Here is a 15563-nt window from a genome sequence, read left to right as displayed (position 1 = left end):
TCATCATTAACAGAATATTTTATTTATAAGCTTTAAATATTCATCTTCTTTTCCTTGAAGTTTTGCTTCTTTTAATACATCTATAGCCCTGTTTATATACACTTTGGCTGTACTCTGTATCATAGTTTGTACGAGTACTTCATTATCCTTGGTATACCTTTTATTTTTAAAAGTCTCTATCCTCTTTTCACATATTTCACTTCCGAAACTTTTCATCTTCTGTATTTCCGGTGAAAGCTCATCTAAAGACTGCCATTTTATAAATTCATCTATATACTCTTGGATAATATACCTGTACTTTTCCATCTTTTCTTTTCGCATAATCTTATTATTTTCATCAATACTGCTTATATTATCTATGTCATATACTTTTACACCCGGAAGAGTTAATACACCTGCATCTATATCTTTAGGTACTGCAAGATCAAATATGAGAAATTCCCTTTTAGGAAGTTCTTCTTTATAAATTACAGCATGAGGTGCAGAAGTACAACTTATAATACAATCCACATTACTATAATAAGCTTTTCTTTCTTTAAAAGTTATGAACTTAATCCAGTTACAATTTTCATATAAATCTTTAACTTTGTTCAAATCACGTACTACAATATATACTATTTCGGTATTCAAGGCAGCTAAATATTTGAGGACAAGTCTTCCTATTTCTCCAAATCCAATTATCATATACTTTTTTATTTTTCTCTTTTCTGCCTCTTTAACAGCTATTGATGGTACCGATACAGGTATTTTATATATTTCACAGTCATGCTTAAACTTCTTACCACAGGTTATTGCATTCTGAAATAGCCTCTGAAGCTGTCCTTTTATAGTTTTAACTTTCAATGCCATATTATATGCAGTCTTAATTTGTCCTAAAATTTGATCTTCTCCCAAAATTTTAGAATGGAAACCACAACTTACTTCCATTAAATGCTTGATAGCATCTTCATTCTTTGCATAGAAGGTATATGTAATAAGTTTCCTGCTCCAATCTAAAGCATCAAATACAGCATTTATTAGTTCTTCCCCTTGTGTATCAGAATCCACATATATTTCTGTTCTGTTACAAGTACTCAAAATTAAAACGTTTGCTGTAATTTTATAAACATTTTTCAATTTATTTTCTAATTTTGACGATACAATAGAGAACTTCTGCCTTACTTCAATATCACATTCACTTTTTACCCCTATAAGTTGTATCATTTTATCAACTCCAATATTACAACTATATTAATATAACTTCACTATATACCTAAAAAACCTTTTAACTAAGTGTTAAAAGGTCTTTACACATAAAACATAAGTAATAAATACTTTATTTATTACAATGCCCCCTATCACTTGTAGAGTTAATGGCCTATTATATAGGCAGGTCTTCTGACTTAAGCTTCATCATTTAAGTATGCCTTCCCTATTTACAAGTGGCTTGTCTTACTTAAATTCACCTAATACAGCTACAAGATAGTTCAGGATTTCCACCTGATTCCCTTTTAATTAAATGCAATTAAACCTATACTATTATTTATTAAATTTTATTTTACAACATTAATTTTCACCTTAATTATAACATTATCATAAAAAGAATCAACTATAGAGTTTCTAAGTAAAAAATTGCTTTATGCTTCGAATATTTTTACAACATTCAGCACGTTAGATATTTTGATAAGACTAAGCAAAAAAATTAAAAAAATACTGAGAACTTTTGAAAACTCGTGCCTCAAACAATTCAAAAGTTCTAGATTTTTTAAAATTTTTTTGCTAAGACTTATACACAAAATATCTAAAAGTGCTTCATTATTGTAAAAATATTTCTACGCATAAGATAATTTTTAAATTAGAAAACTTATGTATAATTTCCAATTGAAATTTAAACTTATACATAAAATGTAATGACAAAATTGAAAGCACTTTTAAAAACTTTTCCATAAGTCTTAGCGAGGTATTTTAGAAAATCTTAGGAGCTTAGATATTGTTTGAGGTACGAGTTTATCTAAGATTCTTAGATTTTCAAAATACCTCGCTTTAGACTTGTCAAAAGTTTTTATAGTGCTAAAATTTGTCATTACATGCTTTGTATAAGGTTACTTTCAATCAAGAAACTCTACATCTATTTTACAGTGCCTTTTAAATCATACAGCGTTTCATTGTTCATGCCACCCATTCCCTGATGCTGGAAACTACTATTGTCTTTTTTATTATTAGAATTTACACTTTTTTGAGCTTGAGAATTAGCAGTATCTTTCCATTCAGTAGTTGAAACAGCTTTTCCATTTTTCTGGATCCAATTCATTATATCCTGGGAATCTCTTGCTCCCATACCTCCCGTAAGTACATATCTTACCTCACCCTTTTTAACCATTTGTTTAAATTCACTTAAGGAAAGTATCTTATCAGATCCTGAGAAACCTCCAAGGGCCATTATGCTTTTGCCGCTTTCAATTATTATGTCTTCAGCAGAAGCAGAACTGGAAACTACAAGAGCATATTTTTCATTTGAAGTATGACTTTCAAGGAATTTTATAAGCTGTGAATTCTTACTGTTGTTTTGCCCACCCATCATCATGGAATTTCCTGATTTACTATTTGACAGGAGCTCCAATCCTGCAGCAGGCAAAGAACTTAAGCTGTGGGTTATAGCAGCAGCAGAACCGATAGCAGGTGTTACCAAAATTCCTACAAGGGCAAGTGTTGTAAATATCTTAGCAAACCTTTCATTATTACCCTGATCCAAATTTCCTTTCTTACATATTCTATATATTATAAGCAGTGCAGCAGATCCAAAACACAATATGATAGCTGCTATAATTATAGATTTTATAGTAGTGGATATAGTAGTAGTAAAATAAGATAACATCAAAAGATGTACTAATCCTTCTGCAATAAATGCTGCAGGCATTATCAATGATCTTATGCTGCCTTCCTTATATAGCTTCCACGCGGAAGTAAGTCCTATTCCACATAAAGCTGCAATGGGAGGTGCTAGCATTGTTAAATAATATGGATGGAACAATCCTTTTGTGTAGCTGAAATATATGAATTCAGGTACCAGTCATAATATCCATAATACCAAATCTAGCTTTTTCCTATTATTAAATGGGAATTTAAGTTTTTCTATTATTGCAGCTGCAATAAATCCAAATATAGCTAGAGGTAAAAACCAAACTATCTGATCTGACAGAACATTTTTAGAAAATAATCTGGTAATACCTGCTGTTGTTTGTCCTCCAAAGCTTCCTGAAAGTCCATTTCCACTAGGTCCTCCTACTTGATTTTTGGAATTGCCTTCGTTCTGACCTCCCGGACCTCCTTGTGGACCTTGAGTAGAACTTCCAAATCTCCAGCCATTGGAATTTCCTGAATTTTGTAGATGTGTCATTCCACTAGGAGCATTACTGTTTCCACTTTGTGAATTTGACTGGTTTTTGCCTAAACTATTTTTAAATTCTTTAGATTGAGATTTTCCTACCCTTCCTGATGGTCCTCCACCCATACCACCATTAGTACTACTTAGTCTTTCCAATCCATTATGTCCAAATATAAGTTCAGTAACGGTGTTATTTGTACTACTCCCTACAAAAGGTCTGTTTTGCGATGGAACCAAGTCCACTGCTGCTGCCCAGGATAAAGATATTACTCCAAGAATAAGTGTACTTATAATTAAATGTTTTATCCTCTGTTTTACAGGTACAGCTGAAGAAATCAAATAAGTTATATATAGAGCAGGAGCTATCATATATGCCTGAAGCATTTTTATATTAAACCCTAATCCTACAAGAGCCAAACTTATTATTAGATATTTAAGCTTGCCTTCTTCAGCAGCTCTGGATAAAAATAAGCAGGCAAAAAGTAATATCACAATTAATAGATTGTCTATAGTATTATTTCTGCTGGTTGCTACAAAAACTGGTGTTATTGCAAGGCATAGAGCTGATATAAGTCCTGCTATCTCTCCAAAAGATCTTTTTACTATATAATATAAAACTCCAACTGAAATTACTCCGGCAAGAGCCTCGGGAAATAATATACTCCATCCACTAAATCCAAATATTTTGGCTGATATAGTCTGTATCCAGAAACCTAAAGGTGGCTTATCAATAGATACAAATCCTGCTGGGTCAAATGATACGAAAAAGAAATTTTTAAAATTCATGAGCATACTCTTTACACCTGCAGCATAATATCCATTTCCGTATCCCTCTATAGTTAAATTTGCAAAATTCAATATTACAGATATGGCCAAAATTATACATAGTGCAAATCTTTCTTTTGTAAATTTGAATTTCCTCATAAATTTCCCCCTTAATTGAATACCCATATTTTATATAATAAAAAATTTATTACCTGAGCTATAAGTGTTACAATTATTTTTGATAAATATACGTTTAAATTAAAATCACTTACTAAAAATTTCATACATACAAGTGTTGCAACAAGTGAAATCAAATTTACCATTGCAAATTGAGATAACTCTCGAACCACCTTTTTCCCAGAACTTTTGTATTCAAAAGTCCACTTTTTATTAAATATGAAGCTATTTACAACTCCAAAACTATAACCTATAACCTGACTTATTGTATAATGCAGTCCAAATACACTTTGACAAAGAGTAAATACAGCAAAATCTATTATTGTATTTATGACACCAGTGGCAGAAAAACGACTTAGTAGTTTTAGTTTACCATTGAAAATAAAATTCATAGTTTTAATTAATTGATCCATATTTATATTCATTCCTTTCTATTAGGCATTTTCAAAGAAATATCCGCCGCATCCTTGACTTGTTATTTTCTTTCAAATGCCTTATTTACTATATTTTCAATAACATAATTAGGTCTTCCCTTACTTTCGTCGAAAATTCTCCCAATATACTGGCCTATTATACCCATGCAGCTTAATATTGTCCCAAACATTATCAAATTAATTGATATTACAAGCCCAAAATTTACCATACTTGTTTTCTGTAATATACATTTTGTAAACTCAACTATGATTGAAACAAATCCAATAAAAAGTGACAGTCCTCCTAAATACCCAGCAAGCATAAGCGGCTTATAAGAAAATGAAGTTATACCATCAAAGGCTAGTTTCAGCATTTTTTTAAGTGGATATTTACTATCCCCTGCAAATCTTTCATGCCTTACAAATTCCACAAAGGTCTGTTTGTACCCAACCCAACTTACAAGCCCTCTCACATATCTGTTTTTTTCCGGTAGTGAATTCAATGCATTGCACACTTTCCTATCTATAAGTCTAAAATCTCCAGTGTCTACAGGAATATCAATGCTAGTCATACTCTTTAATAGTCTATAAAATGACCTTGCTGTAAATCTCTTGAAAAATGATTCTCCTTCCCTCTTAGCTCTTTTTCCATAGACGACATCATAGCCTTCCTTCCACTTCTTAATCATATCTAAAATAACTTCTGGAGGGTCTTGAAGATCTGCATCTATTACAACTACAGCCTGCCCTATGGAGTTTTCCATTCCCGCAGTTATAGCACATTGATGACCAAAATTTCTCGAAAAATTAATAAGTCTTATGTTCTTATCCTCATTACATATCTTTTCCGTCTTTTCCCTAGTCTTATCACTACTTCCATCATTTATAAATATAATTTCATAACTCTCTAAAGTAGAGTCCATAACTTTTTTAAGTCTTCTATAGCTTTCATCTATCACTAGCTCCTCATTATACAGTGGTACTACTATAGAATACATTAGATTTTCATTCATGTTATTCACCTCAATTTAATGTTAGGCATTTTCAAAGAAATAACCAGTCAGTATGCTAGCCTATTTTTTATCATACTGCGTCGGTAGAACCCTTAAATAGGATTCACTATCTGCGGAACCTACCCCCTTGTCTGATAAAAAATATCCGCCGCATCTTTGACTTGTTATTTTCTTTCAAATACCTTAGAAACTTTATCGATCTAGCTTAGTTATTATTTTGAGGTTTCAACCTTAAAAGAAACTTAAAAGAATAATAATAAATGTAAATTAAATTTAAAATCATATAATTTATAGTATAATAATTAGATATAAGGAGGGAATTTTTATTATGAGATTACTTTTAGTGGAAGACGAAGTCATGCTTTCGGATGCCTTAGTCTATATCTTAAAGAAAAACAATTATGTTGTAGATGCAGCTTACGACGGAATCACCGGCGAAGAAATGGCAGAATCAGAAATATATGATTTGATAATACTTGACAGAATGCTTCCCGAAAAGAATGGACTTGATATTTTAAAATTTATAAGAAAAAAGGGTATTGAAACCCCTGTACTTATGCTTACAGCCATGGATTCCATTGAAAATAGAGTAGAAGGACTTGACAATGGAGCAGATGACTATCTTGTGAAGCCATTCTCTAAAGAGGAGCTGCTAGCTAGAATAAGGGCTCTCAGCAGAAGGCATACAGATTTTATCCAACATGGAAGCATCAAGCTGTCCTCTCTAATTTTCGATCCACTGAGGGGAGAAATTCAATGCAATGGTAACAAAACTAAACTTACTACAAAAGAGTCCCAACTTCTAGAACTTTTAGCGCGTAATAAAAATCAAGTTCTAACTAAAGATCAGATACTAGATAGAGTATGGGGACTTGATTCCGACATAGAGATGAATAACAATATTGAAGTTTATTTTTCCTATTTGAGGAAGAAATTAAGGGAATTAAAATGTAATGTAGTCATTGAAACTATAAGAGGCATAGGCTACTGCTTAAAAGAGGTTTAAATTATGTTTCGTAAATTAAAAATGCAACTTATTTTAATCAATTTAATACTTACAAGTTTGGTATTAATAACGATATTTTCAGGCATATATATACTTATGAGCACAAGTTTTAAACATTCTGCCTATATACGTATGAGTAAAACAGCTGAAATGGAAAATATCCCCCCCTCCAGGCCTCACGACAAAAACATGACTGCTTCTGAAAGTTTTTTTATAAAAATAAATTTTAAAAATCAAATTGAAGAGATATCTCCTAATTCCCCATTGTCTGAAAAAAACTATAAAGAACTACTAGAACAAATATTGAAAAAAAATAAGCCAAATGGTACTGCAACATATGAAAATTATATTTTAAGATATATTAAAGTTCCTAAAAGCTACGGATTTATTGTGGTTTTTCAAGATAAGTCCTTCGATGATGAAGTACTGCGTCGGTTAATTACTATATCTGTAACAATTTATATAATAAGCCTCGTTTTTGTATTTATAATAAGCTTATTCCTTGCCAATATATCTTTAAAACCTATTATAAATGCTTGGAAAAAACAAAAAGCTTTTACTGCAGATGCATCACATGAACTTCGAACTCCCCTTGCAGTTATAACCACTAATTTGGATATAGTACTAGACAATAAAGATGAAACTGTAGAAAGCCAGGATAAATGGCTTAAAAATATTAAGGTTGAAACTACACGAATGACTAAACTCATAGGAGACCTCTTATTTCTTGCTAGATCAGATTCTCATAAAAACGGATTTGATACTTCTTCTTTTGACATAAGCAGCGCTGTAACTAAATCCGTAGTTCCTCTTGAACCAGTTGCCACAAAACATAAAATATCCATTTTATCAGATATTCATCCGGATGTAATTTTTTTAGGGAATGAGGGAAGGATCAACCAACTTATAACTATCTTAATTGACAATGCAATAAAACATACCCCTGAAGGTGGCTCCATCAAAGTAACTTTAGAAAAGGTAAAAAATAAAGTTGAAATAATAGTGTCTGACACAGGGGAAGGCATAGCTCCAGAACATCTAAATAAAATCTTTGAGAGATTTTACAAAGTTGATAAATCTAGATCAAATAGGCAGGGTAATTTTGGGCTTGGACTTTCCATTGCAAAATGCATAGTGGAGGAACATAATGGAACTATAGATGTATCAAGTACTGTAGGTAAAGGATCTACTTTTAAAGTTATATTTCCGGTGAGTTAAAGATCCCTATAGGATTTATAAACGAAAAATCACTTATACTCCGGATATTTTTTACAACCTTCAGCTCGTTAAATATTTTGATAAGACTAAGAAAAAATTTCAAAAAAATACTGAGAACTTTTGAAAACTCGTACCTCAAACAATTCAAAAGTTCTAGATTTTTTAAAAATTTTTTTCTAAGACTTATATGCAAAATATTTAAAAGAGCTTCATTATTGTAAAAATATGCCTGCGTATAAGTTGATTTTTAAGTTATAGAATCTAGATAGGTTTTCTAAGTTAAATTTGTCAGTATATAAATTAGTATAAATGAACTTTTCATATATAAACTCCATAGAGATTTTACACATATGTTTATTTTTGCAAATAATATTATATAAGATATTCTAATTGAAATTTTACCTTATACATAAAATATACTAACAAAATTGAAATTACATTTAAAAACTTTTATAAATAAGTCTTAGCTTGGTATTTTAGAAAACCTTAGGTACTTTGATGTGTTTGAGGTACGAGTTTATCTAAGTACCTTTAGGTTTTCAAAATACCAAGCTTTAGACTTATTAAAAGTTTTTAGTGTAATAAAATTTGTTAGTATATGGCTGTTATAAGTAAACTTTCTACTTAGAAACTCTATAAATACTATAGGTGCCAGGCACCATAGTGGGACATTTATGTTCCATCATGGTGCCTGGCACCTAATTTAGTAATTTCAATGCAGCATTGCTCATGACTTCTACTCCATATGCCATGGCTCTCTCGTCTATATCATACTTAGGATGATGTTGAGGGTATATAATACCTTTTTCAGGATTACCTACACCTACAAAGATAAAGCATCCGGGAATCTTTTGCAAATAGTAAGAAAAATCTTCACTGCTCATAAAAGGCTTTATGGCATGAGCTCTATGTCCTACCATTTCCCTACCAGCTTCTAGAACAATACTAGTAACCTTAGGATCATTTGCCAGCACATAAGTACACCTATCTCTCTCAATTTCACATTTCGCACCTGCCATATCACACACATCTTCTACAATCTTTTTTATATGTCCAAATACTTTCTCTCGTACATTTTCATCAAGAGTCCTTATTGTTCCCTTTAGTTCAGCTCTTCCTGCTACAGAATTGTAAACATGTCCTGAATTAAACACTCCAACCGACACAACAGCTTGTTTCATTGGATCTACATCTCTTCCAACAATTGTGTTTAATGCTACTACTATTTGTGACGCAGTTAATATGGAATCTATAGTCTGATGAGGCATAGAAGCATGCCCTGCTTTTCCTTGAATGATTATTGAAAATTCATCGCTTGCTGCCATCATCGGACCAGCAGATATTCCTACTGTTCCAAAGCTGACAGGCTGCCATAAATGTGCTCCTATAATGGCATCTACACCTTTTAGTCCGCCATCTGCTATAATCGCCGCTGCCCCTGATCCATCAGCTACTTCTTCTTCACTAGGTTGAAATATAAATCTTACAGTTCCCTTTATCTTATGACGAAGATTACTAAGTACTTTTATAACTCCCAAAAGCATAGCAATATGTCCATCATGGCCACAAGCATGACATGCACCCTTATTTTGTGATTGATAAGGCTTTCCACATTCGTCTTCTATAGCGAGTGCATCCATATCTGCTCGAATTGCTATAATTTTACCTGGTTTTTCACCTTTTAATTCAGCAATAACTCCTGTACCAGCAGCTTTTCTAATATCCAAGTCCAATTTACTAAGCACTTCAATGATTTTCTTTTGAGTTTCAAATTCTTTTTTGCTTAATTCTGGATATTTATGAAAATGTCTTCTCAGTTCAACTATTTCAGGGTAATACTTTTCTGTAAGTTCCTTTATATCATTCATAATTACAAACCTTTCATTACTATATTTTTACTTATATTCTGAAAATACATCTAATTCATCGCTATCTACATCTTCTGATTTAACATAGGCCATAGCCCTAAATGTATCTAAAGAGGTTATTACTTGAATGTTTCTCTCTACAGCTGTCCTTCTTATATGAAATCCATCTCTTCTAGAATCATTTCCTTTAGTTGGTGTATTTATGACTAAATCCACCTCTTCATTTTTTATAACATCTATTATATTAGGATTTTCTTCGTTCATTTTTCTAACTTCTTTAACATCAATTCCGTTATCTCTTAAAAGTTTTGCCGTATTTCGAGTAGCCATAAATTTTATTCCCATCTTGTAAATCTCTTTAGCTATAGGTAAAAATTCTTGTTTGTCATGATCTCCTATAGTAGCAAGCATTACTCCATTTTTCATATTAGAAAACATTCCTGCAGCTAAAAATCCTTTATAAAGTGCTCCCGTAAGAGTATTTGAAACACCCAGCACTTCTCCAGTTGACCTCATTTCAGGTCCAAGTGACACTTCCACATTTGGAAGCTTCTGTGTAGAAAATACAGGTACCTTAACTGCCACTATATTTGGCTCTTTTGAAATTCCAACTCCATACCCAATATCCTTTAGCTTTTCACCTAGAGTTACCCTAGTTGCAATATCAACTATAGGTACACCGCTCACTTTGCTTATATAAGGGACTGTCCTTGAAGCCCTTGGGTTTACTTCTATTACATACAGATTTCCCTTATACTCTATAAACTGAATGTTAATCATACCTTTTATTCCTATTCCAGTTGCAAGCTTTACTGTATAATCTAATATTTTTTTCTTCATTTCATCGCTTATATTCTGGCTTGGATACATAGTTATACTGTCACCAGAGTGTATACCAGCCCTTTCGAGATGCTCCATAATTCCAGGTATGAGTACATCCTGTCCATCACAAATTGCGTCTACTTCTATTTCTCTTCCCATCAAATATTTATCTATTAATATAGGATTTTTCCTATCTTTCTTAAAAGCCATGGATAAATAGTAAGTAAGTTCTTTTTCATCATAAGTTATTTCCATGCCTTGACCACCAAGTACATAGGATGGTCTTACAAGTACAGGGAATTCTAATCTTCTCGCTTCTTCCAATCCTTCTTCTACAGACCAAACACCTTTTCCCTTAGGCCTACTTATATTTAGTCTTTCCAAAAGGTCATCAAATTTTTCTCTGTCTTCTGCCTCATCTATCTGATCTGCCGTTGTGCCTAAAGTAACTATATTTTTTTCCTTTAAAAATTCTGCTAACTTTATGGCAGTTTCTCCACCAAATTGAAGTATTACTCCATAAGGTTTTTCCTTGTCTATTATGCTTAGCACATCTTCTTCCGTTATAGGTTCAAAATACAATTTGTCTGAAATATCAAAATCTGTACTTACAGTTTCAGGGTTGTTGTTTACTATAATAGTTTCTATATTCAACTTTCTAAGAGTCTTTATACAATGAACAGAAGCATAGTCAAATTCTATTCCCTGACCTATCCTAATAGGTCCCGAGCCTATTACAATAACTTTCTTATTATCTGAAACCTCAACTTCATCATACTGCTCATAGGTAGAATAATAATAAGGTGATAAGGCTTCAAATTCTCCCCCACAAGTATCTACCATTTTATAAGCCGGGGTTATACTCCATATATTTCTAAGCTTATATACTTCTTCCGGAGATACTCGAAGCATATCTGCTATGCCCTTATCTGAAAATCCCTTTTTCTTAAGCAGGGTTAGCCACTCTTTATCCATATTGGAAATGTCACTGGACTTTAGTTTTTCTTCTTCATCTATTATCCACTGAAATTTCTTTATAAAGAATATATCTATTCCTGTAATTTCTGCTAATTTTTCAATTCTATATTTTCTTCTAATCATTTCTGACATTGCAAATATTCTTTCATCATCAGGATATGCTATTCTTTCTTTAAGTTCTTTCATGTTGAAGTCTTTAAATTTTTTATATTCTAAAGAATAGGTCCCTATCTCAAGAGATCTCACACCTTTTAAAAATGCAGCTTCAAAGTTACTGCCTATTGCCATTATTTCACCTGTAGCCATCATTTTTGTACCAAGTTCCCTATCCGCATTGTGAAATTTGTCAAAAGGCCACTTAGGTATTTTTACTACTACATAGTCAAGAGATGGTTCAAAACAAGCATAAGTTTTTTTAGTAACTGCATTTTTTATTTCATCTAGTCTATATCCTAGAGCTATTTTAGCTGCAACCTTTGCAATAGGGTATCCTGTAGCCTTTGATGCCAAAGCCGAAGAACGGCTTACCCTTGGGTTTATTTCTATAACTGCATATTCAAAGGATTTTGGATTAAGTGCCAGCTGAACATTACATCCGCCTTCTATTCCAACTTCATTTATTATATCGATAGAAGCAGTTCTAAGCATTTGATATTCCTTATCAGATAATGTCTGGCTAGGAGCTACTACTATACTGTCTCCTGTATGAATTCCAACAGGATCTACATTTTCCATATTGCATACAGTTATACAGTTTCCAAAGCTGTCTCTCATAACCTCATATTCGATTTCCTTCCAACCTTTTATACTTCTTTCAAGAAGTACTTGACCTATGGAACTAAGTTCTAGTCCTGATTCCAGTATGGTTTCCAGCTGTTCTTCATTTTCAGCTATTCCGCCGCCTGTTCCCCCTAATGTATAAGCAGGCCTTACTATAACAGGATAGCCTATTCTGTTTGCAAACTTTTTGCCACTTTCCATATCCGTTATTATTTCACTTTCTACAACAGGCTGATTTATTTTATTCATAGTATCTCTAAAAAGTTCTCTATCTTCACCTTTTTTTATAGCTTCTATAGAGGTACCTATTATATTCACATTATATTTTTCAAGTATTTTCTTTTCATACAGTTCCACTGTCAAATTTAATGCAGTCTGTCCACCCATACCTGCTAAAAGACTGTCAGGTCTTTCTTTTTTTATAACTTTTTCTACAAATTCGACTGTAAGAGGTTCAATATAAACTTTATCAGCAACTTCCCTATCCGTCATTATGGTTGCTGGATTACTATTTATAAGTACAACTTCTAACCCTTCTTCTCTAAGAGATTCACAAGCTTGAGTTCCAGAATAATCAAACTCTGCTGCCTGACCTATAATTATAGGGCCAGATCCTATTACCAATACTTTTTTAATATTTTTATTTAAAGGCATAAAAACCTATCTCCTTTCTATTCAATTCACAATTCTCAACTATTTTAAAGTGCGTATTTCATAAATTCATCAAATATATAGTTGTTGTCTTCCGGTCCCGGACATGCTTCTGGATGAAATTGTATTGAGAATATAGGAAGACTTTTATGCTTCATTCCTTCTATAGTTCCATCGTTTAAACTTACATGAGTTATTTCCATATCTTCAGGCAGTCTATTCACATAATAGCCATGATTTTGAGAAGTTATATGCACTTTACCGCTTACAAGATCTTTTACAGGATGGTTGCATCCTCTGTGACCAAATTTGAGTTTAGCTGTGCTCCCCCCGAGGGCTAATGCCAAAAGCTGATGTCCAAGACATATTCCTGTAATAGGTTTTTTGCCTATAAGCTTTTTTATATTTTCAATTTCACAGGTAAGATCATCTGGATCTCCCGGTCCATTTGATAAGAATATCAAATCTGGATCAATTTGAAGTACCTCTTCTGCTTTAGTATTTGAAGGAAATACAGTTACCTTGCATCCTCTATCTACAAATGCTTTTACCATAGTTTTTTTTATTCCGAAATCCATAATAGCGATATTTCTTTTGCCTTCACCTATAGCATATTTTTCCTTTGTACTTACCTCAGGTACTGCATTTTTATTGGAAAAAGACTTAATTTTATCTTTTACAGCTGCAAAATCCAAGTTTTCTATAGTTATAATTCCCTTCATAGTACCACTTGTTCTAAGCATTTTTGTAAGTGCTCTAGTATCAATCCCTGAAAGTCCCAAAATTTTATTTGTTCTAAGATAATCAGACAGTTCTAATTCAGACCTAAAATTGCTTGAATAACCACATACTTCTCTTACAATAAACCCTTTTACTTTTGGACTGGATGATTCCATATCTTCTAAGTTAATTCCATAATTTCCTATAAGGGGATAAGTCATAGTCACTATCTGTCCATAATAAGAAGGATCTGTGAGTATCTCCTGGTACCCTGTCATCCCAGTATTAAATACCACTTCGCCCATAGTATCTTTTAGATACCCAAAGGCTTCCCCTTCAAAGATACTTCCATTTTCCAATATAAGTTTTGCTTTCATAATATACCTCCTGCATTTTTACAAGTAAAAATACACTTATCCATCTTAAAAAACAAAAAAGCAATAGAAAAATAATTTTAAAAAATAATTTTTCCATTGCCAAAGTTTCTATATTCAAATACAAAACTATTCATTTTTTTTAGGATATAAAAAAGCTTACCCATAACATACCTCTTTCTGGCCTCACAGGACCAATTTAAAGTGTATTTTTCACTTAAATTCTAAGCTTTATTTTAATTAAAATATGACCTTATGTCAAGTATCAAAAAATGTATTTTTTGATACTTGGTATTGATATTCATTCAATAAAGTTGTACTTAATACATGGAATAATATTCTTGAAAATGAAAATAAACAGGTATATAATAAAAACTGTTAATATACGAACAGTTTTTATACAAATAATACTTAGTTAAATCATTAAAGGAGGTTGTACATGAAAAAAGCTATTTTATTTAGCCTGGCTGCAGCAATATTTTTGACAGGCTGCGGTTCTACAAACACTACGAGTAAAAATATTAAAAACATCAATCAAAATACCAGTGATCAATTTTTAATGGGAGGAAAAATTTCAACAAATGAACAAGCAAATATAACTTCAAAAGTCTCAGCAAAAGTTTCTGAGATATCAGTTGACTTGGGCTCAAAAACAAATGAAGGCGACGTACTTATTAAACTAGATACAAAAGATCTTCAAGGACAAGTTGATCAAGCCCAGGCAGCTTTAAATACAGCAAATGCAAATTTAACTAATGCCCAAAACAGTACTCGTCCTGAACAAGTCGCTGAAGCTCAGTCCTCTGTAAGCAGCGCTTCTCAAAGTTATGAAACAGTAAAAAAGAACTATGACCGTGTACAGGCTTTAGTAAGTGCAGGAGCAGCAACTCAACAGGAACTGGATTCAGCCAATCAGCAGCTTGCTATGGCAGATTCACAGTATAAAACTGCCCAAGAGCAACTCGCTATGCTACAAAACGGCCCCACAAAATCATCTATAGATGTTTTCAAAGCACAGGTAAGCCAAGCTCAAGCAGCTTTAAAAACTGCACAGACATCCCTAAGCAATGCCACTATTACCGCACCTATTTCTGGAATAGTAAATACCAGAAGTGTCAATGTAGGAGATACAGTATCACCTGGTACAACACTTCTCTCTATAATAAATTCCAACAACCTTTATGTAAATGCCTATGCACCTTTAGATATCGTAAGTCAAATTAAAGAGGGACAAGAAGTAGCTGTAAAAGTATCTGAAATACCAGACAAACAATTTAAGGGTAGAATAGCCGTTATAAATTCTAATTTAAATTCTGAAAGCAGAGATATTTTAGTTAAGGTAAGCCTAACAGATAAAGATTCACAGCTAAAACCCGGTATGTTTGCTGAGATTGGACTTGAAAAATAGAGAAAG

At 32.5% G+C, this 15563-nt stretch carries 9 protein-coding genes, 1 pseudogene and 1 riboswitch; of the genes and pseudogenes, 3 read left to right on the top strand and 7 right to left on the bottom strand.

The genetic code is table 11. From position 1 onward, the window contains the following. Window positions 1-6: 6 nt before the first annotated feature. From hemA to WY13_RS10930, 4 genes and pseudogenes are all read right to left on the bottom strand, one after another. The gene (gene hemA, locus WY13_RS10945; RefSeq protein WP_063555690.1) at window positions 7-1203 is read right to left on the bottom strand and encodes a glutamyl-tRNA reductase; all 1197 of its coding nucleotides are present in this window, start codon (window positions 1201-1203) and stop codon (window positions 7-9) included. Between the two features lie 147 nt (window positions 1204-1350). Continuing rightward, window positions 1351-1529: riboswitch (cobalamin riboswitch) on the bottom strand. Between the two features lie 578 nt (window positions 1530-2107). Further along, window positions 2108-4288, bottom strand: a pseudogene (locus WY13_RS10940) (glycosyltransferase family 39 protein). Between the two features lie 11 nt (window positions 4289-4299). Beyond that, window positions 4300-4719, bottom strand: coding sequence for a GtrA family protein (locus WY13_RS10935; protein WP_063555689.1), 420 nt, complete (start codon window positions 4717-4719; stop codon window positions 4300-4302). Between the two features lie 62 nt (window positions 4720-4781). After that, on the bottom strand, window positions 4782-5732 hold the full coding sequence (locus WY13_RS10930; protein ID WP_063555688.1) for a glycosyltransferase family 2 protein: 951 nt from the start codon (window positions 5730-5732) through the stop codon (window positions 4782-4784). A gap of 328 nt (window positions 5733-6060) precedes the next feature. Here WY13_RS10930 and WY13_RS10925 point away from each other — a divergent pair, with 328 nt between their 5' ends. After that, window positions 6061-6738, top strand: coding sequence for a response regulator transcription factor (locus WY13_RS10925; RefSeq protein WP_063555687.1), 678 nt, complete (start codon window positions 6061-6063; stop codon window positions 6736-6738). Between the two features lie 3 nt (window positions 6739-6741). Then, on the top strand, window positions 6742-7956 hold the full coding sequence (locus WY13_RS10920; RefSeq protein WP_063555686.1) for a sensor histidine kinase: 1215 nt from the start codon (window positions 6742-6744) through the stop codon (window positions 7954-7956). Window positions 7957-8654: 698 nt separating this feature from the next. Here WY13_RS10920 and WY13_RS10915 read toward each other — a convergent pair. From WY13_RS10915 to WY13_RS10905, 3 genes are read right to left on the bottom strand one after another with little or no spacing between them, the layout of a single operon-like run. Beyond that, on the bottom strand, window positions 8655-9824 hold the full coding sequence (locus WY13_RS10915; RefSeq protein ID WP_063555685.1) for a M20 metallopeptidase family protein: 1170 nt from the start codon (window positions 9822-9824) through the stop codon (window positions 8655-8657). A gap of 27 nt (window positions 9825-9851) precedes the next feature. After that, window positions 9852-13058, bottom strand: coding sequence for a carbamoyl-phosphate synthase large subunit (carB, locus tag WY13_RS10910; RefSeq protein WP_063555684.1), 3207 nt, complete (start codon window positions 13056-13058; stop codon window positions 9852-9854). A 44-nt stretch (window positions 13059-13102) separates the two neighbouring features. Then, a complete protein-coding gene (locus WY13_RS10905; protein WP_063555683.1) occupies window positions 13103-14152 on the bottom strand; it encodes a carbamoyl phosphate synthase small subunit in 1050 nt (349 codons plus the stop codon). 436 nt (window positions 14153-14588) lie between these two features. Between WY13_RS10905 and WY13_RS10900 the strand changes: the two genes are divergently transcribed. Then, window positions 14589-15557, top strand: a complete 969-nt coding sequence (locus WY13_RS10900; RefSeq protein WP_063555682.1) for an HlyD family secretion protein — start codon at window positions 14589-14591, stop codon at window positions 15555-15557. Window positions 15558-15563: the final 6 nt, after the last annotated feature.

The organism is Clostridium ljungdahlii, assembly GCF_001636845.1.
GTDB lineage: Bacteria > Bacillota > Clostridia > Clostridiales > Clostridiaceae > Clostridium_B > Clostridium_B ljungdahlii_A.
Note: the sequence above shows the minus strand (reverse complement) of the source record. Positions and strands in the feature narration are given on the sequence as shown.